Annotated in this window: 16 protein-coding genes, 1 tRNA gene, 3 rRNA genes and 1 other annotated feature; of the genes, 11 read left to right on the plus strand and 9 right to left on the minus strand. The window is 52.2% G+C overall.

The window, feature by feature from the left end:
* Position 1: 1 nt before the first annotated feature.
* The 3 genes from MY052_RS05985 to yfiR are packed head-to-tail and all read right to left on the minus strand — an operon-like array spanning position 2 to position 2,268.
* Positions 2 to 487, minus strand: coding sequence for an OmpA family protein (locus MY052_RS05985; protein WP_123652265.1), 486 nt, complete (start codon positions 485 to 487; stop codon positions 2 to 4).
* Positions 488 to 500: 13 nt separating this feature from the next.
* Positions 501 to 1,721 carry a diguanylate cyclase DgcN/YfiN gene (gene dgcN, locus MY052_RS05990; RefSeq protein ID WP_248538365.1) on the minus strand — a complete coding sequence of 407 codons (1,221 nt, stop codon included), beginning with the start codon at positions 1,719 to 1,721 and terminating at the stop codon, positions 501 to 503.
* Positions 1,714 to 2,268, minus strand: coding sequence for a regulatory sequestration protein YfiR (gene yfiR / locus MY052_RS05995; protein ID WP_420828639.1), 555 nt, complete (start codon positions 2,266 to 2,268; stop codon positions 1,714 to 1,716). Before yfiR ends, dgcN begins: the two co-directional genes overlap by 8 nt.
* 637 nt (positions 2,269 to 2,905) lie before the next feature.
* Between yfiR and aroF the strand changes: the two genes are divergently transcribed.
* From aroF to MY052_RS06010, 3 genes are all read left to right on the plus strand, one after another.
* On the plus strand, positions 2,906 to 3,976 hold the full coding sequence (gene aroF / locus MY052_RS06000; RefSeq protein ID WP_035894954.1) for a 3-deoxy-7-phosphoheptulonate synthase AroF: 1,071 nt from the start codon (positions 2,906 to 2,908) through the stop codon (positions 3,974 to 3,976).
* A gap of 9 nt (positions 3,977 to 3,985) precedes the next feature.
* Complete coding sequence (gene tyrA / locus MY052_RS06005) at positions 3,986 to 5,107, plus strand: bifunctional chorismate mutase/prephenate dehydrogenase (protein WP_035894955.1); 1,122 nt, start codon at positions 3,986 to 3,988, stop codon at positions 5,105 to 5,107.
* Positions 5,108 to 5,169: 62 nt separating this feature from the next.
* Complete coding sequence (locus MY052_RS06010; protein ID WP_248538366.1) at positions 5,170 to 6,042, plus strand: SMP-30/gluconolactonase/LRE family protein; 873 nt, start codon at positions 5,170 to 5,172, stop codon at positions 6,040 to 6,042.
* Here MY052_RS06010 and pheA read toward each other — a convergent pair.
* The 4 genes from pheA to bamD all read right to left on the minus strand — a co-directional run bounded on the left by pheA (position 6,039) and on the right by bamD (position 8,823).
* The gene (gene pheA / locus MY052_RS06015) at positions 6,039 to 7,199 is read right to left on the minus strand and encodes a bifunctional chorismate mutase/prephenate dehydratase (protein ID WP_035894957.1); all 1,161 of its coding nucleotides are present in this window, start codon (positions 7,197 to 7,199) and stop codon (positions 6,039 to 6,041) included. The genes MY052_RS06010 and pheA overlap by 4 nt on opposite strands.
* A 23-nt stretch (positions 7,200 to 7,222) precedes the next feature.
* Positions 7,223 to 7,347, minus strand: a sequence feature (Phe leader region).
* Positions 7,299 to 7,346, minus strand: coding sequence for a pheA operon leader peptide PheL (gene pheL, locus MY052_RS24270; RefSeq protein WP_369709598.1), 48 nt, complete (start codon positions 7,344 to 7,346; stop codon positions 7,299 to 7,301). (Overlaps the previous feature by 48 nt.)
* Before the next feature lie 116 nt (positions 7,348 to 7,463).
* The gene (gene raiA, locus MY052_RS06020; RefSeq protein WP_035894958.1) at positions 7,464 to 7,805 is read right to left on the minus strand and encodes a ribosome-associated translation inhibitor RaiA; all 342 of its coding nucleotides are present in this window, start codon (positions 7,803 to 7,805) and stop codon (positions 7,464 to 7,466) included.
* A 274-nt stretch (positions 7,806 to 8,079) separates the two neighbouring features.
* Positions 8,080 to 8,823: an outer membrane protein assembly factor BamD gene (gene bamD, locus MY052_RS06025; protein ID WP_248538367.1), complete on the minus strand. Its 744-nt coding sequence runs from the start codon at positions 8,821 to 8,823 to the stop codon at positions 8,080 to 8,082.
* A gap of 132 nt (positions 8,824 to 8,955) precedes the next feature.
* Between bamD and rluD the strand changes: the two genes are divergently transcribed.
* From rluD to MY052_RS06065, 8 genes are all read left to right on the plus strand, one after another.
* A complete protein-coding gene (rluD, locus tag MY052_RS06030; protein WP_035894959.1) occupies positions 8,956 to 9,936 on the plus strand; it encodes a 23S rRNA pseudouridine(1911/1915/1917) synthase RluD in 981 nt (326 codons plus the stop codon).
* On the plus strand, positions 9,933 to 10,664 hold the full coding sequence (yfiH, locus tag MY052_RS06035) for a purine nucleoside phosphorylase YfiH (protein ID WP_248538368.1): 732 nt from the start codon (positions 9,933 to 9,935) through the stop codon (positions 10,662 to 10,664). Before rluD ends, yfiH begins: the two co-directional genes overlap by 4 nt.
* Positions 10,665 to 10,793: 129 nt before the next feature.
* On the plus strand, positions 10,794 to 13,367 hold the full coding sequence (gene clpB / locus MY052_RS06040) for an ATP-dependent chaperone ClpB (protein WP_123652260.1): 2,574 nt from the start codon (positions 10,794 to 10,796) through the stop codon (positions 13,365 to 13,367).
* 436 nt (positions 13,368 to 13,803) lie between these two features.
* Positions 13,804 to 15,343, plus strand: a 16S ribosomal RNA gene (locus MY052_RS06045).
* 85 nt (positions 15,344 to 15,428) lie between these two features.
* Positions 15,429 to 15,504: transfer RNA gene (locus MY052_RS06050), tRNA-Glu, on the plus strand.
* A 219-nt stretch (positions 15,505 to 15,723) separates the two neighbouring features.
* A 23S ribosomal RNA gene (locus MY052_RS06055) occupies positions 15,724 to 18,631 on the plus strand.
* Between the two features lie 96 nt (positions 18,632 to 18,727).
* Positions 18,728 to 18,843: ribosomal RNA gene (rrf, locus tag MY052_RS06060) — 5S ribosomal RNA — on the plus strand.
* Together the 16S, 23S and 5S rRNA genes with 1 tRNA gene alongside form the textbook arrangement of a ribosomal RNA operon.
* 326 nt (positions 18,844 to 19,169) lie before the next feature.
* Positions 19,170 to 20,468, plus strand: coding sequence for an MFS family transporter (locus tag MY052_RS06065; RefSeq protein WP_035893796.1), 1,299 nt, complete (start codon positions 19,170 to 19,172; stop codon positions 20,466 to 20,468).
* 2 nt (positions 20,469 to 20,470) lie between these two features.
* On the opposite strand, the gene MY052_RS06070 is transcribed toward MY052_RS06065, so the two are convergent.
* Together MY052_RS06070 and pssA are read right to left on the minus strand one after the other, a co-directional pair.
* Complete coding sequence (locus MY052_RS06070) at positions 20,471 to 20,797, minus strand: YfiM family lipoprotein (RefSeq protein ID WP_373240735.1); 327 nt, start codon at positions 20,795 to 20,797, stop codon at positions 20,471 to 20,473.
* Positions 20,798 to 20,841: 44 nt separating this feature from the next.
* Entirely contained in the window at positions 20,842 to 22,197 is a 1,356-nt protein-coding gene (gene pssA / locus MY052_RS06075) for a CDP-diacylglycerol--serine O-phosphatidyltransferase (RefSeq protein WP_035893798.1), read from the minus strand.
* Positions 22,198 to 22,296 lie beyond the last annotated feature (99 nt).

A 22,296-nucleotide genomic window follows, 5' to 3' on the forward strand; every position in this document is an offset into this window, starting at 1 on the left:
ATTATGGCGTGCTGATAACTACCGCAACCCGGCGGTTTTCAGCACGCCCTTGTGTGGTGCTGTTGCTGGCAACAGGGTATTTCTTACCGAGTCCTCGGGTAGTGAGATTACTACGAGGAATATTGGCTCCTTTAGCCCAGGCATCGGCAACGACATTTGCACGTTTCAACGACAGCATTTCGTTATAGCTGTCTTCACCGTAGTTATCGGTATGACCGTCCATTCTGGCATGATTTAAACCCGTTGCGGCAAGGCGTGAAGCCATGGTCTGGATCTGTGTTTCGCTCTCTGGGCGGAGCCCCGATTCATTTTTACCAAATAGAATTTTATCAGACAGCCCCAGCGACCAGTCGCCATTCAATTCGTTAAAGCCATAAGATTTCATCGCTGCGATTTGTTCAGGCGTAAATTTGCCTTCAGGTGGCGTCTGGCAGCCCGCCAGGACTAATGATGCCAGTAAACAGGGTGCAAGATATCGCTTTAACATGTTATTTTCCTTTCTAACTTGTTGTTTTATTTCGCTGATTTTTTACCTGATACATATTGCGATCTGCATTTTCCAAAAACAGCTCCAGTGAGTTACTTTCCCACGCCAGCGCATAGCCAATGCTAAGAGACATCGAGGTACGCTGGCCGTTGTGCAGATCGAACGAGCGATCAAACTGCTGCGCCAGGGCGGTACAAATACGTTGAACGTCTTGCACAGAATGGACGTCAGAGAGCACCATCGCAAACTCATCACCGCCGAGGCGGTAGGCGTGATAGCGTTGTCCGCCGAAGGTAATCATCCGGCTGGCAATTTCTGTCAGTACGCTGTCTCCCGCGTTATGTCCCCAGGTATCGTTGATGTGCTTAAAGTTGTCGGCGTCGAGAAAAAGCAACGCTGAGTGCGTTTTGGCAACGGGATCGTTCATTAACGCCGCAATGCTATTACGAAATGCCGCCCGGTTTGCCAGGCCGGTGAGAGGATCGTGCATAGCAGAGCGCATCAACTGGGCGTTTTTATCTTGTAGTTGTCGTTGCCATTCTTCCATTTCGTCCAGAAGGCTGTTGAAATCTTCGCCAAAGCGATGGAATTCCTCAATGCGTCCTTCTTTTACGCGGCGCGAGAAATTACGGTTGGTGCGTACATCATGGACAACATCGGTGATATTTTGCATTTCGTCGACCATGCCATGATGCAGCGAACGCGTGATGGTGAGCGCAATGGCGGAGGCAAAAAGAATGCAGCCGGTCAGCACCGCAAAGGACATCCAGATGAAGTGGCTGATCAGACTGTCGCGAGCCGTCAGACAGATTTCGCCCACCAGATTTCCGTTATGCATAATTGGCTGAGTGACAGGAACGGGGAATAGCCATTGGCTGACCAACAGGCCAAGCGTATCGGTATTCCCTTCTGGGCGCCATTCCCAGTGTGCGAACTGTTTGTTATTCCTGTCATAGACGTCCGCCATTGCAAACTGCCCCTGTCTACCCAGCGTGGCAAGGGTTTCATTGGCGGCCTGCGGATCGTTGAAAACCAGCGTGGCTTCAAGGGTGTGACTCATTGTGGCACCCGTGAGTTCGAGATTCTTTTGTGCGTATTGCTTTAACGTTAATACGGAAGCAAAACACAGCAGAAGCCATATAAATGTCATCGTTGTGATGACGCTTATCATACTGATACGCCTCAACGTTTTTTTAAACGTCGGACGGGTCGTTGATGTGGAATCCTTATTCATGCTTCTTATTCCGTGCAAGCATTAATACATCCGGATGGACCCTTACACCACTACGAGACAGTGCATCCAGATTGACAGAAAACCGGACCTGACCGCCATCGATGACTAAACAAAATGCGCTACCAACAGTACAGTCTGGGTTATGTTCCGAGATGACGAGCAGCGGCTGGCGGTGATATTGGTTAATTAACTCAATCTGTTGGTCAGGTGTTTCAGTGCCGAAATAAATACCATTACATTTTGCCACCAGAGCGTCCTGAGCATTGCGGACAAGCTCTGGAGTATAGGGTAATGCGCTTTGCTCACTGGCCATGCTGAGCGCCTGTATATATTGGGATGAAGAAAAAATACAGAGCTTTGGCTGCCCAGAAAGTGAAGGCCATCGCGTATAGCTTACGATACCAGACACCATAGAACGTACCGATTTATCGGTGTCCGTGAAGGGGCTAGCGGTTGCAGGAACCAGCGCCAGGGATAGTAGTAGTGTCAGTATCAGTCGGAGCAAAGAGGTCAATGGAGATTTTCTCACAAGAATCCGCCATTCCATCCGGAAAATAGTCACTCGGTTGAGTTGCTGGCAGAACATTATTGTTAATCAAAGCCATTATTATGTCAGATATTCTATGTGTGTAATTTAAGTTAAATCTCACTGTTGTATTTATTTCATCACGATAATAGAAATCAATGAGGGCTGTAGATGTTGAGTTTTCTTCCCTTGTATCTTTAGTCAGTCTTCATGGATAGTGTGGAAGAAAATATTCGCCAGCTAATATTTTGTGATGAGTAATATTTCGCATATCCCTTCTCTTTTGCAAGCCATCGGTATCATGGCTGGCATATTCATTACGATTTCTTGCTGCATTGTTAAATTTATCGGCCAGGGTCGGGTTATCTTTAATCTAAACGTCATGGCAGGATTTTTAACGCGACTCAGGCGTAAGAGAATCTGGAGCGAGCAGGAGAATGTGGTGCCAGTAACGCATCTCCCGCTTTGACTCGTCATCGGCTAAAAAGCGTGCGTACCAAAAACTTTACGCATTTAGAGGTGATTATTTGCAATAAAATAGGCTTTGTAAAGTAAAGTGTACGTATTTTGGATTGAAATCTTTACTTTCTGTGATATTGTTAGTTCACCTCATTGAGGAAACCACTATCGCAAACGAGCCATAACAGGTAATGCCATCATGCAAAAAGACGCGCTGAATAACGTAAATATCGCCGATGAACAGATTCTGATCACCCCGGATCAGCTGAAAGCTGAATTCCCGCTCACCGTTGAGCAGGAAGCGCAAATCGCCCAATCACGTAAAACGATTTCTGACATTATCGCCGGCCGCGATCCGCGCCTGCTGGTAGTGTGTGGGCCTTGCTCTATTCACGATCCTGAAGCTGCCATCGAATACGCGCGTCGATTTAAAACCCTTGCGGAAGAGGTCAGCGATAGCCTCTACCTGGTTATGCGCGTCTATTTTGAAAAGCCTCGTACTACCGTGGGCTGGAAAGGGCTTATCAACGATCCGCACATGGATGGCTCGTTTGATGTCGAAGGTGGTCTGAAAATTGCTCGTCGTCTGCTGGTTGAGCTGGTCAGCATGGGGCTGCCGCTGGCAACCGAAGCGCTGGATCCGAACAGCCCGCAGTACCTGGGGGACCTGTTTAGCTGGTCCGCGATTGGTGCGCGTACGACTGAATCTCAGACCCACCGTGAAATGGCCTCTGGTCTGTCTATGCCGGTTGGTTTCAAAAACGGTACCGATGGTTCACTGGCCACCGCTATCAACGCCATGCGTGCCGCGGCTATGCCACACCGCTTTGTCGGTATCAACCAGGCCGGTCAGGTCTGCCTGCTGCGCACCCAGGGTAACCCGGATGGTCATGTGATTCTGCGCGGTGGTAAAAAGCCGAACTACGGCCCGGAAGATGTAGCGCAGTGTGAAAAAGAGATGGAACAAGCAGGACTGCGTGCATCGCTGATGGTAGATTGCAGTCATGGTAATTCCAATAAAGACTACCGCCGTCAGCCTGCGGTGGCGGAATCCGTTGTCGCACAGATCAAAGACGGTAACCGTTCAATTATTGGTCTGATGATTGAGAGCAACATTCACGAAGGTAACCAGTCTTCCGAGCAGCCGCGCTGTGATATGAAATACGGCGTATCGGTCACTGATGCCTGCATCAGTTGGGAAGTGACGGATGCACTGTTGCGTGAGCTCGACAAGGATTTACGCGGCCATCTGGCGGCTCGTCTGGCGTAAGAGGATTGTATGGTTGCTGAACTGACCGCACTGCGCGATCAAATTGATGAAGTGGATAAAGCGCTGCTGAGCCTGCTGGCTAAGCGTCTGGAATTGGTGGCGGAAGTTGGGGAAGTCAAAAGTAAATATGGCTTACCGATTTACGTCCCGGAGCGTGAAGCGTCCATGCTGGCTTCACGCCGCAAAGAAGCGGCTGCGCTGGGCGTACCGCCCGATTTGATTGAAGATGTGCTGCGTCGCGTCATGCGGGAGTCTTACTCCAGCGAAAACGACAAAGGCTTTAAAACCCTTTGTCCGTCGCTGCGCCCTGTTGTGATCGTGGGCGGCGGTGGCCAAATGGGGCGACTGTTTGAAAAAATGCTGACGCTGTCTGGCTACCAGGTGCGGACGCTGGAGAAAGATGACTGGGCGCGTGCGCCTGAGCTGGTTGCTGATGCCGGAATGGTGATTGTCAGCGTACCTATTCATGTGACTGAGCAAATTATCGAGAAGCTGCCGCCGCTGCCAGCGGATTGTATTCTTGTCGATCTGGCGTCGGTAAAAGCGGGTCCGTTACAGGCCATGCTTTCCGCGCATCAGGGGCCCGTTTTAGGGCTGCACCCGATGTTCGGCCCGGACAGCGGCAGCCTGGCAAAGCAGGTTGTTGTGTACTGCGATGGCCGTCAGCCAGAGGCGTACCAGTGGTTCCTCGAACAGATTCAGGTCTGGGGCGCGCGTCTGCATCGCATCAGCGCGGTAGAGCACGACCAGAACATGGCCTTTATCCAGGCACTGCGTCACTTTGCGACCTTTGCCTACGGCCTGCACCTGGCGGAAGAGAACGTCCAGCTGGAGCAGTTGCTGGCACTCTCGTCGCCGATTTACCGCCTGGAGCTGGCGATGGTCGGGAGGCTGTTCGCTCAGGACCCGCAGCTTTATGCTGATATCATTATGTCGTCTGGCAATAACCTGGCGCTGATTAAACGCTACTACCAGCGCTTTGGCGAGGCTATCGGTTTGCTGGAGCAGGGGAATAAGCAGGCGTTTATCGACAGCTTCCGCAAAGTTGAACACTGGTTCGGCGACTACGCGCAGCGCTTCCAGAGTGAGAGCCGCGTCCTGTTACGGCAGGCGAACGACAGTCGACAATAACGAAACTGTATATACTTGAAAGCCAGGGGAAATCCTCTGGCTTTTTTTATGGGATGAACAGAATGGCTGACGCAAACCTGCTGTTTGATTACACCGGCCACCTGCCGGAATGCCCGACCTGGAGCGAAGCGGAACAGGCGCTCTACTGGGCGGATATCATGGAGTGTGAAATTCACCGCTATGTGCTGGCGACCGGCGAGCATCGGGTTTTACAGTTCCCGGAAGAGGTGGGCTGCTTTGCACTGCGGGAAAACGGTGGCTTTATTGTCGCCCTACGCAGCGCTATCTGGCTTGCCGACAGCCGTGGCCTGCTCCAGCATAAAGTGTGTGATAACCCGAGTAACCCGCAGCTGGCGCGCTTTAACGACGGCGGCACCGACCGCGACGGACGTTTTTATGCCGGTACCTTCTGGGGGCCGGGTGACTATAACGGCGCGCTGCTGGTGAGGATTGATAATCAACTGAGGCCGAAAGTGGTTCAGTGCGATATTCACGGCGCGAACGGGCTGGCGTTTAGCGAAGATAAAAACTGGATGTATACCTCGGATACGCCAAACGGCGTGATTTACCGTACGCCGCTGGATAAGCATGGCGAACCGCAAAGACGTGGGGTGTTCCGCCGGTTTAACGCGGGGGAGGGCATTCCTGACGGTGCGGCTATCGACGAAGAAGGATGCTACTGGAGCGCGATGTTTGACGGCTGGCGGATTGCACGCTTCTCGCCAACGGGCGAACAGCTTGCCGAATATCGCTTGCCGGTGCGCTGCCCGACGATGGTGTGCTTTGGTGGCGCGGATAGGCGCACGCTCTTTATCACCACCACCCGCGAGAACATGTCGGCGGCGGAGGTGGCGCAGTATCCGCTTTCCGGCGCCATCTTCACCCTGCCAGTAGAGGTAGCAGGGATGAAGAAGCTGCCGTTTATCGAACGTTAAACCGGGTCGACCGGCACCACGTTCTCGCTTGGGTAACAGCCCAGCACTTTCATCGAACGGGTGATTCCGGAAAGCTCTTTCAACGCCTTTTGCATCGGCAGGGATTCCAGGTTGGCCTGGATGTCGAGATAAAACATCTCTTCCCACGGGTTGCCGTAAATAGGGCGTGATTCGAGCTTAGTCATGATCAGGTTATGGTTGCGCAGAACCAGCAGCGCCTCAACCAGCGCACCAGCCTGTTGTCCGGTAGCGATAAGCAGGGTCGTTTTAGCCGGTACCTGATCGGAGACGTTCACTGATTTACGCGCCAGCACCAGGAAGCGGGTGATGTTCTGCGTCTGGTTGGCCTGGCAATGCTCCAGTACCTGCAGACCATACAGCTTCCCACCGGCTTCGCTGCCTAATGCGGCGACGGTAGGGGAGTTGGCCTGCGCGACTTTTTCCATCGCCGCCGAGGTGCTCTCGGTGTACTCAATTTTCCACTGCGGATAATGGCTCAGGAACTGACTGCACTGCTGGAACGGTTGCGGGTGGCTGTAGACCGTCTCGATGGTCTCAAGCGTTGTGGTACCGTTCACCAGCACGCAGTGGTCAATAGGCACCGTCATCTCACCGACAATCGACAGGCTGGTGTGCTGCAGCAGATCGTAGACATCGTTAATCCCGCCGGAACTGGTGTTTTCGATAGGCACGACGGCGTAGTCGGCCTGGCCGGTCTCGACCTGATTAAAGATATCGGCGAACTTCACGCACCCGCTTTCGATAAACTGCTCGAAGTGACGAGCGGCATACTGGCGCGCAGCCAGATGCGAGTAAGACCCTTTTGGTCCCAGAAACGCAACGCGAGCAGAGTGCGGGTTTATTTTGTTCAGGTGCTGCTGCAATAGCGTCTGCTGAGTGAGCACGGAATCTTCAATGATGAGCTGGAACAGACGCGTGATGTAGTGGGCATCGAGCTGATGCGTTTTGCCGATGGTGATAAGGCGTTCCAGCAGGTCACGTTCGCGATCGATATCGCGTACCGGGCGATGAGAGGCCAGCTTTGCCTTACCCACTTCTATGGCAAGGCCGCGGCGTTCTGCCAGCAGGCTGACCAGTTTCTCATCGAGGGCGCTTATCTTATCGCGTATTGCCAGTAACGGGTTTTCCGAAGTCATCATGTTTGCCTTTCTTGTTATCAATAAAAAAGGCCTCCCGGGTGGGAGGCCTTATTGTTCGTCTTCGCATTCTTTATCACACGACGAAACGCCTCCCAATCAGGGGAAGGTAAAAAAGAATGCGAAGAAAAACGGTAGTCGTATCACAGCAGGTTAAATCCTTAGTGTGGTGAGGTTTTACAGTACCTGCTCTGTTTTCGTTCTGTCAATAAAAAACGCGCCCGAAGGCGCGTTGGCGATACACATTAAAGTACAAAGTTCAGTTTACTCTTCTTCAACTTCTTCTACGAAGCTTGCGTCTTTCACCGACGTTGCGGCGCGACGGGCTTCCCCTTTGTGTTGCACCTTATTGAGCTGCCGCTCCAGCTTGTTGATCAATTCGTTAATGGCGGTGTACATATCTTCATGTTTAGCGCTGGCGACCAGATGCCCGTTTGGGGTATTCATCGTGGCGTCCGCTACAAATCCCTGTGGCTCTTTGGACAGGATGATATGTGGGTTAATTAAGTGGGTTTGCCATTTTTCCAATTTTGAGAGACGGTCTGCGACATGCTGGCGAATAGCCGGAGTAATTTCCATTTGTTTACTGGTAATGTTCATTGTCATAAATTTTACCTCTTGTCTTTCCGTCTTGGTGATTCCAGCATACCTCGGATTTGGTTAAAATGTGTGATAAAGATCACATTATTTTGTCACTTTTTGTCAGTGCATTCATTTTGTGAGTCAGGACAGGAAGAAGTGATTTTTTACTTGTCGGTTCGGGAAAATACCGCCATATTTGATAGGATGACCTGGAGCTAAACCGCTTCAGCTATGACGTGAAACGAATAAAAAAACGGCAGCCACAGGGCTGCCGTTTTGCTTGATAGGATTGTCCGAATCAGGACTGCGTATTTTTGCTGTTGGCCGCGATGATTTTCGCGACTTTATCAGCCTGCGCGGTCATCTGCATTTCACGATAGGCGTTTTCCATCTTAGGAAGCGCGTCGCGGGTAGCCTGAGTGTCCGGGTAGTTACGCAGCATGTTTTCGGTGCGGTTAACCACAGCTACCCATGCACCACGTGCAGTGTAGTAATCAACAACGGAAAGTTCATACTTCGCCAGACGGTCTTTCAGGAAGATAAGACGCTTGTTGGCATCGGTGACGTACTGACTGTTCGGGTAGCCGCGCACCAGCTTCGAGAAGTCATTGAATGCGTCACGCGCATGTTGCGGATCGCGGTCGGAACGGTCTACGCCGAAGAAGCCCTGCAGCGCGCTATCGTCCAGCGCCATGTTCGTCAGGCCGCGCATGTACATCACATAGTCGATGTTCGGATGGGTCGGGTTAAGACGAATGAAACGGTCAATTGCGGCCTGGGCCAGCGGCAGATCGGCATTCTTATAGTATGCGTAGATCAGATCCAGCTGGACCTGCTGAGAATATGGCCCAAACGGATAGCGGTTATCCAACGCTTCCAGTTGCGTTATTGCCTGTTTCCAGTTACCGTCCTGCAGCTTTTGCTGAGCAGTTGCGTAGATTTCATTAGGCGGATTATCAGGAACTTCGTCCTTTGAACCAGAGCACCCCGCCAAAGCCAGGCTCAACGTGGCCGCTGCCACCAGATATTTCATGCGCGTCATGACGTTTTGACTTTCCTCAAAATGTTTATACGGGATATTCACAGTTCCTGTTCCCGACTAAGACCAGCTACAATAGCACACTATATTAAACGGCGAAGCCGTAAAAACCCAACGTTAACGAAGAAGCTGTATATGGCACAACGAGTACAACTCACCGCAACGGTGTCCGAGTCACAACTTGGACAACGCTTAGATCAGGCTTTGGCCGAAATGTTCCCTGATTATTCGCGTTCGCGCATAAAAGAATGGATCCTCGACCAACGCGTACAGGTAAATGGCAAAGTTTCAGACAAGCCAAAAGAGAAAGTCATGGGCGGCGAGACCGTCTCTATTGACGCCGAAATCGACGAAGAGATCCGCTTTGAAGCGCAGGATATCCCACTCGATATCGTTTATGAAGATGATGACATCATGGTCATCAACAAACCGCGTGACCTCGTGGTGCACCCAGGCGCCGGTAACCCGGACGGCACGGTGCTGAACGCGCTGCTGCACTATTATCCACCGATTGCTGATGTGCCGCGTGCGGGCATCGTGCACCGTCTGGATAAAGACACTACCGGGTTGATGGTGGTGGCGAAAACCGTTCCGGCACAAACGCGTCTGGTGGAATCGCTGCAGCTGCGTGAAATCACCCGTGAGTACGAAGCGGTGGCAATTGGTCACATGACCGCAGGCGGTAGCGTTGAAGAACCTATCAGCCGCCACCCGACCAAGCGTACGCATATGGCGGTACATCCAATGGGCAAACCGGCGGTAACGCACTATCGCATCATGGAACACTTCCGTGTGCACACGCGTCTGCGGCTGCGTCTGGAAACCGGACGTACGCACCAGATCCGCGTGCACATGGCGCATATTACCCATCCGCTGGTGGGCGATCAGGTCTACGGTGGCCGGCCACGTCCGCCGAAAGGTGCATCGGATGAGTTCATTTCCGTACTGCGTAAGTTTGACCGTCAGGCGCTTCACGCGACCATGCTGCGCCTCTATCACCCGATTTCGGGGATTGAAATGGAATGGCATGCGCCAATCCCACAGGATATGGTTGATCTGATTGCGGTGATGCGCGACGACTTTGAAGAACATAAGGATGACGTAGACTGGCTATGACCAAAATCATTGTCCCGGAGTGGCCGCTGCCAGCAAGCGTAGCAGCCTGCAGTTCAACGCGCGTGGGCGGGGTTAGCGAAGGCGCGTGGGATTCTCTGAATCTCGGCGCTCACTGCGGCGATAACCTCGAACACGTAGAAGAGAACCGTAAGCGCATGTTCGCGGCAGGCAAGCTACCGTCGAAACCGGTGTGGCTTGAGCAGGTGCACGGTAAAGATGTTCTGCATCTGACCGGTGAGCCGTACGCTGCTAAACGTGCCGATGCCTCCTACAGCAATACGCCCGGGACAGTGTGTGCGGTGATGACAGCCGATTGTCTTCCCGTTCTCTTTTGCAACAAAGCGGGAACGGAAGTGGCCGCAGCGCATGCTGGCTGGCGTGGTTTGTGCGACGGTGTGCTCGAGGAGACCGTTGCCTGCTTCAAAGACAGTCCCGAAAACATTCTTGCCTGGTTTGGCCCAGCGATTGGGCCGCAGGCCTTTGAAGTCGGCCCCGAAGTGCGTGACGCGTTTATGGCGAAAGATGCCAACGCGGTTAGCGCATTCCGTCCAGTCGGCGAAAAATACTATGCTGATATCTACCAGCTGGCGCGTCAGCGTCTGGGTAATATCGGTGTGACCGCTGTCTTTGGCGGTGACCGCTGTACTTTCAGCGAAAAGGATGATTTTTTCTCTTATCGCCGTGACCGTACTACAGGTCGTATGGCAAGTTTCATCTGGCTGATATAACCTATAGAATCAAGACGATCCAGAAGGCAGACATTTTTTTCTCATTGACCAGGTCATTTAACCTTGAATAATTGAGGGATGACCTCATTTAATCTCCTGTAGCAAATTTGACCTAGTATGGGAGGAGTCATGCGTCTGGATCGTCTTACCAATAAATTCCAGCTTGCTCTTGCCGATGCCCAGTCGCTGGCACTCGGGCACGACAACCAATTTATCGAACCTCTTCATTTAATGAGCGCCTTACTGAATCAGGAAGGGGGCTCGGTACGTCCATTATTAACGTCTGCTGGCATTAATGCCGGCCAGTTGCGTACTGCTATCGATCAGGCGTTGAGCCGCTTACCTCAGGTGGAAGGCACCGGTGGTGACGTGCAGCCGTCTCAGGATCTGATGCGTGTACTGAATCTTTGCGACAAGCTGGCGCAAAAACGTAACGACAACTTTATTTCGTCAGAACTGTTCGTTCTGGCGGCGCTTGAGTCTCGTGGCACTCTGACCGACCTGCTAAAAACGGCAGGCGCAACTACCGCCAATATCACTCAAGCAATTGAACAGATGCGCGGAGGTGAAAGCGTGAATGACCAGGGTGCCGAAGACCAACGTCAGGCATTGAAGAAATATACGGTCGATCTGACCGAACGCGCCGAGCAGGGCAAACTTGACCCGGTTATCGGCCGTGATGAAGAAATTCGCCGTACCATTCAGGTACTGCAGCGTCGTACCAAAAACAACCCGGTATTAATTGGTGAGCCGGGTGTAGGTAAAACCGCCATCGTTGAAGGGCTGGCGCAGCGCATTATTAACGGTGAGGTACCGGAAGGCTTAAAAGGCCGTCGCGTACTGGCGCTGGATATGGGCGCGCTGGTGGCCGGGGCGAAATACCGCGGGGAGTTTGAAGAACGTCTGAAAGGCGTGCTGAACGATCTGGCGAAACAGGAAGGTAACGTCATCCTGTTTATCGATGAGCTGCATACCATGGTCGGTGCAGGTAAAGCCGACGGCGCGATGGATGCCGGTAACATGCTGAAACCGGCGCTGGCGCGTGGTGAACTCCACTGCGTAGGCGCAACGACGCTGGATGAGTATCGCCAGTACATCGAAAAAGATGCGGCGCTGGAACGTCGATTCCAGAAAGTGTTCGTTGCAGAGCCTTCGGTGGAAGACACCATCGCGATTCTGCGTGGTTTGAAAGAACGTTATGAACTGCACCACCACGTGCAGATTACTGACCCGGCAATCGTGGCGGCAGCAACGCTGTCTCACCGTTATATTGCCGACCGTCAGTTGCCGGATAAAGCCATCGACCTTATCGATGAAGCTGCGTCCAGCATTCGTATGCAGATTGACTCGAAGCCGGAAGAGCTCGACCGACTAGACCGCCGTATCATTCAGCTGAAGCTGGAGCAGCAGGCGTTAATGAAAGAGTCTGACGAGGCGAGCAAGAAACGTCTCGATATGCTGAACGATGAGCTGAACGATAAAGAGCGTCAGTACTCTGAGTTAGAAGAGGAGTGGAAAGCGGAAAAAGCGTCCCTCTCCGGCACGCAGACCATTAAAGCTGAACTGGAACAGGCGAAAATCGCCATTGAGCAGGCGCGTCGCGTCGGCGATCTGGCGCGGATGTCCGAACTGCAGTACGGCAAAATTCCAGAGCTGGAAAAACAGCTGGAAGCGGCAACCCAGTCTGAAGGCAAAACCATGCGCCTGCTACGTAATAAAGTGACGGATGCTGAGATTGCCGAAGTGCTGGCGCGCTGGACCGGTATTCCGGTTGCCCGCATGCTGGAAGGCGAGCGTGATAAGCTGCTGCGTATGGAGCAGGATCTGCACAGCCGCGTGATTGGGCAGAACGAAGCGGTTGAGGCGGTATCGAATGCGATTCGCCGTAGCCGTGCGGGGCTGTCCGATCCTAACCGTCCAATTGGCTCATTCCTGTTCCTGGGGCCAACCGGGGTAGGTAAAACCGAACTGTGTAAAGCGCTGGCTAACTTTATGTTCGACAGCGACGACGCCATGGTGCGTATCGACATGTCCGAGTTTATGGAGAAACACTCCGTGTCTCGTCTGGTCGGTGCGCCTCCGGGATATGTCGGTTATGAAGAGGGCGGTTACCTGACGGAAGCGGTTCGTCGTCGTCCTTATTCCGTCATCCTGCTGGATGAAGTAGAGAAAGCGCATCCGGATGTATTCAACATTCTGCTGCAGGTTCTGGACGATGGTCGTTTGACCGACGGGCAGGGGAGAACGGTCGACTTCCGTAACACGGTGGTCATCATGACTTCTAACCTCGGTTCCGACCTGATTCAGGAACGTTTCGGTGAACTGGACTACGGTCATATGAAAGATCTGGTACTGGGTGTGGTCAGCCACAGCTTCCGTCCAGAGTTCATTAATCGTATCGATGAAGTAGTGGTCTTCCATCCGTTGGGTGAAAACCATATCGCTTCGATTGCTCAGATTCAGCTGCAGCGTTTGTACCAACGTCTTGAAGAGCGTGGCTACGAAACGCAGATGTCTGATGAAGCGCTGCAATTGCTGAGTCAGAACGGTTACGATCCGGTGTATGGCGCACGTCCGTTGAAACGTGCCATCCAGCAGCAGATTGAAAACCCGCTGGCCCAGCAGATTCTGTCCGGCGAGCTGATTCCTGGCAAAGTTATCCGTCTGGAAGTTAAAGACGACCAGATTGTGGCAGTGCAGTAAGTCACAAAAAGCAGAAAACGAGCCCTTTAGGGCTCGTTTTTGTTTAAAAACCAGGCGAAAATAAGATGATTGAATGAAAAGTGAGCGAATGATAAGTTTTTTCTAATTTATGCTTGCGACTTCTCAGTATCTCCCTATAATGCGCCTCCACTGACACGGAACAACGGCAAACAAGCCGCCGGGTCAGCGAGATTCTCCTGAGAATCTCGAGAGACGAAAGCGAAAATAAACGCTTGACTCTCAAGCGGGAAAGCGTAATATGCACATCCCGCGCCGCTGGCAAAGCGAAGCGGCACTGCTCTTTAACAATTTATCAGACAATCTGTGTGGGCACTCGAAGATACGGATTCTTAACGTCGCAAGACGAAAAATGAATACCAAGTCTCTGAGTGAACACGTAATTCATTACGAAGTTTAATTCACGAGCATCAAACTTAAATTGAAGAGTTTGATCATGGCTCAGATTGAACGCTGGCGGCAGGCCTAACACATGCAAGTCGAACGGTAGCACAGAGAGCTTGCTCTTGGGTGACGAGTGGCGGACGGGTGAGTAATGTCTGGGAAACTGCCCGATGGAGGGGGATAACTACTGGAAACGGTAGCTAATACCGCATAACGTCGCAAGACCAAAGTGGGGGACCTTCGGGCCTCACACCATCGGATGTGCCCAGATGGGATTAGCTGGTTGGTGAGGTAATGGCTCACCAAGGCGACGATCCCTAGCTGGTCTGAGAGGATGACCAGCCACACTGGAACTGAGACACGGTCCAGACTCCTACGGGAGGCAGCAGTGGGGAATATTGCACAATGGGCGCAAGCCTGATGCAGCCATGCCGCGTGTATGAAGAAGGCCTTCGGGTTGTAAAGTACTTTCAGCGAGGAGGAAGGCATTAAGGTTAATAACCTTAGTGATTGACGTTACTCGCAGAAGAAGCACCGGCTAACTCCGTGCCAGCAGCCGCGGTAATACGGAGGGTGCAAGCGTTAATCGGAATTACTGGGCGTAAAGCGCACGCAGGCGGTCTGTCAAGTCGGATGTGAAATCCCCGGGCTCAACCTGGGAACTGCATTCGAAACTGGCAGGCTAGAGTCTTGTAGAGGGGGGTAGAATTCCAGGTGTAGCGGTGAAATGCGTAGAGATCTGGAGGAATACCGGTGGCGAAGGCGGCCCCCTGGACAAAGACTGACGCTCAGGTGCGAAAGCGTGGGGAGCAAACAGGATTAGATACCCTGGTAGTCCACGCCGTAAACGATGTCTATTTGGAGGTTGTTCCCTTGAGGAGTGGCTTCCGGAGCTAACGCGTTAAATAGACCGCCTGGGGAGTACGGCCGCAAGGTTAAAACTCAAATGAATTGACGGGGGCCCGCACAAGCGGTGGAGCATGTGGTTTAATTCGATGCAACGCGAAGAACCTTACCTACTCTTGACATCCAGAGAACTTAGCAGAGATGCTTTGGTGCCTTCGGGAACTCTGAGACAGGTGCTGCATGGCTGTCGTCAGCTCGTGTTGTGAAATGTTGGGTTAAGTCCCGCAACGAGCGCAACCCTTATCCTTTGTTGCCAGCGGTTCGGCCGGGAACTCAAAGGAGACTGCCAGTGATAAACTGGAGGAAGGTGGGGATGACGTCAAGTCATCATGGCCCTTACGAGTAGGGCTACACACGTGCTACAATGGCATATACAAAGAGAAGCGACCTCGCGAGAGCAAGCGGACCTCATAAAGTATGTCGTAGTCCGGATTGGAGTCTGCAACTCGACTCCATGAAGTCGGAATCGCTAGTAATCGTAGATCAGAATGCTACGGTGAATACGTTCCCGGGCCTTGTACACACCGCCCGTCACACCATGGGAGTGGGTTGCAAAAGAAGTAGGTAGCTTAACCTTCGGGAGGGCGCTTACCACTTTGTGATTCATGACTGGGGTGAAGTCGTAACAAGGTAACCGTAGGGGAACCTGCGGTTGGATCACCTCCTTACCTTAAAGAAGCGTTCTTTGAAGTGCTCACACAGATTGTCTGATGAAAAGTAAATAGCAAGGCGTCTTGCGATTGAGACTTCAGTGTCCCCTTCGTCTAGAGGCCCAGGACACCGCCCTTTCACGGCGGTAACAGGGGTTCGAATCCCCTAGGGGACGCCACTTGCTGGTTTGTGAGTGAAAGTCGCCGACCCCAATATCTCAAAACTTACCTTCGGGTGACGTTTGAGATATTTGCTCTTTAAAAATCTGGATCAAGCTGAAAATTGAAACAGCACACTGAATTCTGTTCTCCGTAATAAGAACAGACTGAGGTGTGTTTGAGTCTCTCAAATTTTTGCAGCACGATGATGAATCGAAAGAAACATCTTCGGGTTGTGAGGTTAAGCGACTAAGCGTACACGGTGGATGCCCTGGCAGTCAGAGGCGATGAAGGACGTGCTAATCTGCGATAAGCGTCGGTAAGGTGATATGAACCGTTATAACCGACGATTTCCGAATGGGGAAACCCAGTGTGTTTCGACACACTATCATTACGTGAATACATAGCGTAATGAAGCGAACCGGGGGAACTGAAACATCTAAGTACCCCGAGGAAAAGAAATCAACCGAGATTCCCCCAGTAGCGGCGAGCGAACGGGGAGCAGCCCAGAGCCTGAATCAGCATGTGTGATAGTGGAACGGTATGGAAAGGCCGGCGATACAGGGTGATAGCCCCGTACACAAAATTGCATGTGTTGTGAGCTCGATGAGTAGGGCGGGACACGTGGTATCCTGTCTGAATATGGGGGGACCATCCTCCAAGGCTAAATACTCCTGACTGACCGATAGTGAACCAGTACCGTGAGGGAAAGGCGAAAAGAACCCCGGCGAGGGGAGTGAAAAAGAACCTGAAACCGTGTACGTACAAGCAGTGGGAGCATCCTTCGGGGTGTGACTGCGTACCTTTTGTATAATGGGTCAGCGACTTATATTCTGTAGCAAGGTTAACCGAATAGGGGAGCCGCAGGGAAACCGAGTCTTAACTGGGCGTTAAGTTGCAGGGTATAGACCCGAAACCCGGTGATCTAGCCATGGGCAGGTTGAAGGTTGGGTAACACTAACTGGAGGACCGAACCGACTAATGTTGAAAAATTAGCGGATGACTTGTGGCTGGGGGTGAAAGGCCAATCAAACCGGGAGATAGCTGGTTCTCCCCGAAAGCTATTTAGGTAGCGCCTCGTGAACTCATCTTCGGGGGTAGAGCACTGTTTCGGCTAGGGGGTCATCCCGACTTACCAACCCGATGCAAACTACGAATACCGAAGAATGTTATCACGGGAGACACACGGCGGGTGCTAACGTCCGTCGTGAAGAGGGAAACAACCCAGACCGCCAGCTAAGGTCCCAAAGTCACAGTTAAGTGGGAAACGATGTGGGAAGGCTCAGACAGCCAGGATGTTGGCTTAGAAGCAGCCATCATTTAAAGAAAGCGTAATAGCTCACTGGTCGAGTCGGCCTGCGCGGAAGATGTAACGGGGCTAAACTGTGCACCGAAGCTGCGGCAGCGACACTATGTGTTGTTGGGTAGGGGAGCGTTCTGTAAGCCTGCGAAGGTGTCCTGTGAGGGATGCTGGAGGTATCAGAAGTGCGAATGCTGACATAAGTAACGATAATGCGGGTGAAAAACCCGCACGCCGGAAGACCAAGGGTTCCTGTCCAACGTTAATCGGGGCAGGGTGAGTCGACCCCTAAGGCGAGGCCGAAAGGCGTAGTCGATGGGAAACAGGTTAATATTCCTGTACTTGGTGTTACTGCGAAGGGGGGACGGAGAAGGCTATGTTAGCCGGGCGACGGTTGTCCCGGTTTAAGCATGTAGGCGGGAAGTTTAGGTAAATCCGGACTTCTTTTAACGCTGAGGTGTGATGACGAGGCACTACGGTGCTGAAGTAACAAATGCCCTGCTTCCAGGAAAAGCCTCTAAGCATCAGGTAACATCAAATCGTACCCCAAACCGACACAGGTGGTCAGGTAGAGAATACCAAGGCGCTTGAGAGAACTCGGGTGAAGGAACTAGGCAAAATGGTGCCGTAACTTCGGGAGAAGGCACGCTGATATGTAGGTGAAGTGATTTACTCATGGAGCTGAAATCAGTCGAAGATACCAGCTGGCTGCAACTGTTTATTAAAAACACAGCACTGTGCAAACACGAAAGTGGACGTATACGGTGTGACGCCTGCCCGGTGCCGGAAGGTTAATTGATGGGGTTAGCGGCAACGCGAAGCTCTTGATCGAAGCCCCGGTAAACGGCGGCCGTAACTATAACGGTCCTAAGGTAGCGAAATTCCTTGTCGGGTAAGTTCCGACCTGCACGAATGGCGTAATGATGGCCAGGCTGTCTCCACCCGAGACTCAGTGAAATTGAACTCGCTGTGAAGATGCAGTGTACCCGCGGCAAGACGGAAAGACCCCGTGAACCTTTACTATAGCTTGACACTGAACACTGGTCCTTGATGTGTAGGATAGGTGGGAGGCTTTGAAGCGCGGACGCCAGTTCGTGTGGAGCCAACCTTGAAATACCACCCTTTAATGGCTGGTGTTCTAACGTAGACCCGTAATCCGGGTTGCGGACAGTGTCTGGTGGGTAGTTTGACTGGGGCGGTCTCCTCCTAAAGAGTAACGGAGGAGCACGAAGGTTAGCTAATCCTGGTCGGACATCAGGAGGTTAGTGCAAAGGCATAAGCTAGCTTGACTGCGAGAGTGACGGCTCGAGCAGGTGCGAAAGCAGGTCTTAGTGATCCGGTGGTTCTGTATGGAAGGGCCATCGCTCAACGGATAAAAGGTACTCCGGGGATAACAGGCTGATACCGCCCAAGAGTTCATATCGACGGCGGTGTTTGGCACCTCGATGTCGGCTCATCACATCCTGGGGCTGAAGTAGGTCCCAAGGGTATGGCTGTTCGCCATTTAAAGTGGTACGCGAGCTGGGTTTAGAACGTCGTGAGACAGTTCGGTCCCTATCTGCCGTGGGCGCTGGAGAATTGAGGGGGGCTGCTCCTAGTACGAGAGGACCGGAGTGGACGCATCACTGGTGTTCGGGTTGTCATGCCAATGGCATTGCCCGGTAGCTAAATGCGGAAAAGATAAGTGCTGAAAGCATCTAAGCACGAAACTTGCCCCAAGATGAGTTCTCCCTGACTCTTTAAGAGTCCTGAAGGAACGTTGAAGACGACGACGTTGATAGGCTGGGTGTGTAAGTGTAGCGATACATTGAGCTAACCAGTACTAATGAACCGTGAGGCTTAACCTTACAACGCCGAAGATGTTTTGGCGAAAGAGACATCGATATTCAGCTTGATTACAGATTACATCAGAACGCACAAAGCGGTCTGATAAACAGAATTTGCCTGGCGGCTGTAGCGCGGTGGTCCCACCTGACCCCATGCCGAACTCAGAAGTGAAACGCCGTAGCGCCGATGGTAGTGTGGGGTCTCCCCATGCGAGAGTAGGGAACTGCCAGGCATCAATTAGTGAAGAAGCCCATCCTGACGGATGGGCTTTTTTGCGTGTGTGGAAAATGAAAGCACGAAGCATGAAGCACGCTGCCGGATGGCGGCGAAAACGCCTTATCCGGCCTACAAATGCCCTACCTTTAACGTTTTCAACCCCCTTCGTTTGCCCCTTGTACCTGCAGTTACTCCTAAACCGTGATCTTGCTAATGAAAAATGTGATGCTAATCACTAATTTAAATATAACAATTATATAACATTTTATTTACTAAAATACCTGCCTGCGTGACGTGTACGCCCGGTTAAGGCAGGAGATCGCTTTTGGCAGGAGTTAACGAATGGCTGTAACCAGTGTGACCCCAGAAGGGACGCTTACCGGCAGCGATACTCGCCGTCGAGTCATGGCAATTGTTGGGGCATCATCGGGGAATCTCGTTGAATGGTTTGACTTTTATGTCTACTCGTTCTGTTCTCTGTATTTTGCTCATATCTTCTTTCCATCCGGAAATACGACCACCCAGCTTCTACAAACCGCAGGCGTCTTTGCTGCTGGTTTTCTGATGCGCCCTATTGGAGGATGGCTATTTGGCCGTATTGCCGACCGTCGCGGGCGTAAAGTCTCGATGCTTATTTCCGTCTGCATGATGTGCTTTGGCTCGCTGGTTATCGCCTGCCTGCCCGGTTACAGCGTGATTGGTACCTGGGCTCCAGCGCTGCTGTTGCTGGCTCGTTTATTCCAGGGACTCTCTGTTGGCGGGGAATATGGCACCAGTGCAACCTACATGAGTGAAGTGGCGGTTGAAGGACGTAAAGGATTCTATGCGTCATTCCAGTATGTCACCTTAATCGGCGGCCAGCTGTTAGCGGTACTGGTCGTCGTTATCCTGCAAAACGTAATGGACAGCGACAGTCTTCACGCCTGGGGATGGCGTATCCCATTTGCTATGGGGGCGGTACTGGCTATTGTGGCATTGTGGCTGCGCCGTCAGCTCGATGAAACATCGCAGAAAGAAACCCGGACGCTGAAAGAAGCGGGCTCCTTCAAGGGGCTATGGCGTAATCGTAAAGCATTTATGATGGTGCTTGGTTTTACTGCTGCTGGCTCGCTAAGCTTCTATACCTTCACGACTTATATGCAGAAATATCTGGTGAACACAGCGGGCATGAGCGCTAACCTCGCCAGCGTCATTATGACGGCAGCATTGTTTGTCTACATGCTGGTACAGCCATTCTTTGGCCTGTTATCAGACAAAGTCGGTCGTCGTACCTCTATGCTTTGTTTTGGCGCCCTTGCAACGCTGTTTACCGTGCCGATTCTCTCCGCATTGCAGAACGTCACCTCACCGTATGCCGCGTTTGGCCTGGTCATGTGTGCATTGCTGATTACCAGCTTCTATACCTCGATTAGCGGGATCCTGAAAGCTGAGATGTTCCCGGCACAGGTGCGCGCACTGGGTGTCGGACTCTCTTATGCGGTCGCGAACGCGTTGTTTGGTGGTTCAGCTGAATACGTGGCGCTGTCGCTGAAGTCGCAGGGTATTGAGACCGCCTTCTTCTGGTATGTTACCGTGATGGCGGCGTTGGCCTTCCTCGTATCGCTGAAGCTGCACCGCAAAGGGAAGGGGTTACGCCTGTAGCGTTAATGCTGCGCCAGCTGCCACACCGCATAGCCGGTTGTGGCACCGGCGACGTCCCACGCAAAGTCTTTCCAACTCCAGCCGCTCCCAGCCGGGCGGCTGTCCCAGAGCTCTTTCGATGCCCCCAGACTCACCGAAAACATAAAGCCAATAGCGGCGCTGCGGTCACGACTGATACCCTGGTGCTGTGCATACTCATTACCAGCGGCAGAGAGCATAGCTGATGCAATAAAGTGCTGTGCTTTATCCTGGCCGGTCCAGCTATCGTTTGCCATGTGGCTACAACCGCTTAATAAGAGCGTACAGAAAAGAACAAACACGCGGATCATTGGAGGCTCCCTGAAAAAAAGCCCCGTCGAAACGAGGCTGCAATTTAAAGGATACGGCTGATGAGTCTGTCGATACGAATACGTCGCAGACGGCGGATAAGCTTGCGTACCTTAACCGGATATTCGGCGATACTTTGCAGATCGCGGAAATCATTCACCACTGTGGTGTGTTTGCGGATCAGATCCAGCTCTTTCTGGCGCATTGAGGCCAGCTGCTTTTTCGGATCGTGGATCAGCACGGCATTTTCCAGATCCAGACGCCAGGCGCGTGGATTGAGGTTATTGCCGGTGAGCAGGATCCACTCGTTGTCGACCCACATCCCCTTCAGGTGGTAGGTATTATCCTCGTCTTTCCACAGACGCACGGTTAACTGATCGGTATTAATGTAATACTGCAGACGGCTCAGGAAGCGACGCAGGTTAATTTCATACAGATAAGGCAGCGCGCCGATAATTTTAAACGGCTCGCTTTCCGGGATGTAGAAGTCATTTGCCGTTTTATCACCGACGATAATCTCGACCTTTTTTCCATCCCGCAGCAGGCGAATAATATTCCGTACTAGCAGCGCAGGCAGGTTGAAATACGGCGTGCAGATGGTGAGTTTTTCCTCAGTGCACGGCATCAGGTGGAAAATCGTCTTGTTCAGAACGCTGGTTTTACCCAGACCAACTAATGGCGTGACGGTGAGTTCATCATCGCTGGCATCGCCTTCAAAATGGTAACTGGTATCACGTAACTCCTGGCGGTACAGGCGGATATCGTTTTTGATTTCTGGGCTTTTCGGACGCTCGGTATTATCGAGACGGTTAACGCCGCGGCCTTCAACCAGATTTTCCGACACCCAATTAAACATGATGTCGGCCATTTTCGGATTACGAATGCACTGATAGCGGTCATAGCGATATTTATCGTGCTGGTGCAGATAGACATCGTTGATACTCGCGCCGCTGTACAGCACGCAGTCATCAATAATGAAGCCCTTAAAGTGCAGTACGCCGAGCGCTTCACGGGTGTTGATAGGCACGCCGTAAACGGGAACCTCTACGCCCGGGTTTTCTTTCGCGGTACGGCAGTACCAGTCGGCATTGGTGTTAGATGCCGCTGCACCAATACGCCCACGCTGTGCACGATGCCAGTCAACCAGCACACGGACTTCAAGTTCCGGGCGTTGACGTTTGGCGTTGTACAAGGCTTGCAGAATCGTCTTTCCGGCGTCGTCCTGTTCGAGGTACAACGCGACGATGCAGATTCGGCGCGTGGCGCTGGCGATTTTTGCGAGCAGAGCTTCACGGAAATCTGCTGGAGCATAGAAAAACTCAATATCATCAACAGACTGTGAAAGCTTGGGTAGTTGGGCAAGGTGTTGTTGATGTTTATTACGCTTAAATTTTGACAACATCACAGTGCGTTTCTTCTCTGGTTTAGTGAAGGGTCCTCTGTACCTGGCAGACGACGTAAGCGGTCAATGATATCATCTCTGTCGGGTAAGGGCAGCATT

The organism is Kluyvera ascorbata, from assembly GCF_023195735.1.
Lineage (GTDB): Bacteria > Pseudomonadota > Gammaproteobacteria > Enterobacterales > Enterobacteriaceae > Kluyvera > Kluyvera ascorbata.

Coding starts and splice junctions, on each gene's coding strand:
- MY052_RS06010 (WP_248538366.1), top strand. CDS start 5,170: ATGGCTGACGCAAACCTGCTGTTTGATTACACCGGCCACCTGCCGGAA.
- MY052_RS05985 (WP_123652265.1), bottom strand. CDS start 487: ATGTTAAAGCGATATCTTGCACCCTGTTTACTGGCATCATTAGTCCTG.
- yfiR (WP_420828639.1), bottom strand. CDS start 2,268: ATGGAATGGCGGATTCTTGTGAGAAAATCTCCATTGACCTCTTTGCTC.
- aroF (WP_035894954.1), top strand. CDS start 2,906: ATGCAAAAAGACGCGCTGAATAACGTAAATATCGCCGATGAACAGATT.
- pheA (WP_035894957.1), bottom strand. CDS start 7,199: ATGACTTCGGAAAACCCGTTACTGGCAATACGCGATAAGATAAGCGCC.
- bamD (WP_248538367.1), bottom strand. CDS start 8,823: ATGACGCGCATGAAATATCTGGTGGCAGCGGCCACGTTGAGCCTGGCT.
- clpB (WP_123652260.1), top strand. CDS start 10,794: ATGCGTCTGGATCGTCTTACCAATAAATTCCAGCTTGCTCTTGCCGAT.
- rluD (WP_035894959.1), top strand. CDS start 8,956: ATGGCACAACGAGTACAACTCACCGCAACGGTGTCCGAGTCACAACTT.
- MY052_RS06065 (WP_035893796.1), top strand. CDS start 19,170: ATGGCTGTAACCAGTGTGACCCCAGAAGGGACGCTTACCGGCAGCGAT.
- tyrA (WP_035894955.1), top strand. CDS start 3,986: ATGGTTGCTGAACTGACCGCACTGCGCGATCAAATTGATGAAGTGGAT.
- dgcN (WP_248538365.1), bottom strand. CDS start 1,721: ATGAATAAGGATTCCACATCAACGACCCGTCCGACGTTTAAAAAAACG.
- MY052_RS06070 (WP_373240735.1), bottom strand. CDS start 20,797: ATGATCCGCGTGTTTGTTCTTTTCTGTACGCTCTTATTAAGCGGTTGT.
- yfiH (WP_248538368.1), top strand. CDS start 9,933: ATGACCAAAATCATTGTCCCGGAGTGGCCGCTGCCAGCAAGCGTAGCA.
- raiA (WP_035894958.1), bottom strand. CDS start 7,805: ATGACAATGAACATTACCAGTAAACAAATGGAAATTACTCCGGCTATT.
- pssA (WP_035893798.1), bottom strand. CDS start 22,197: ATGTTGTCAAAATTTAAGCGTAATAAACATCAACAACACCTTGCCCAA.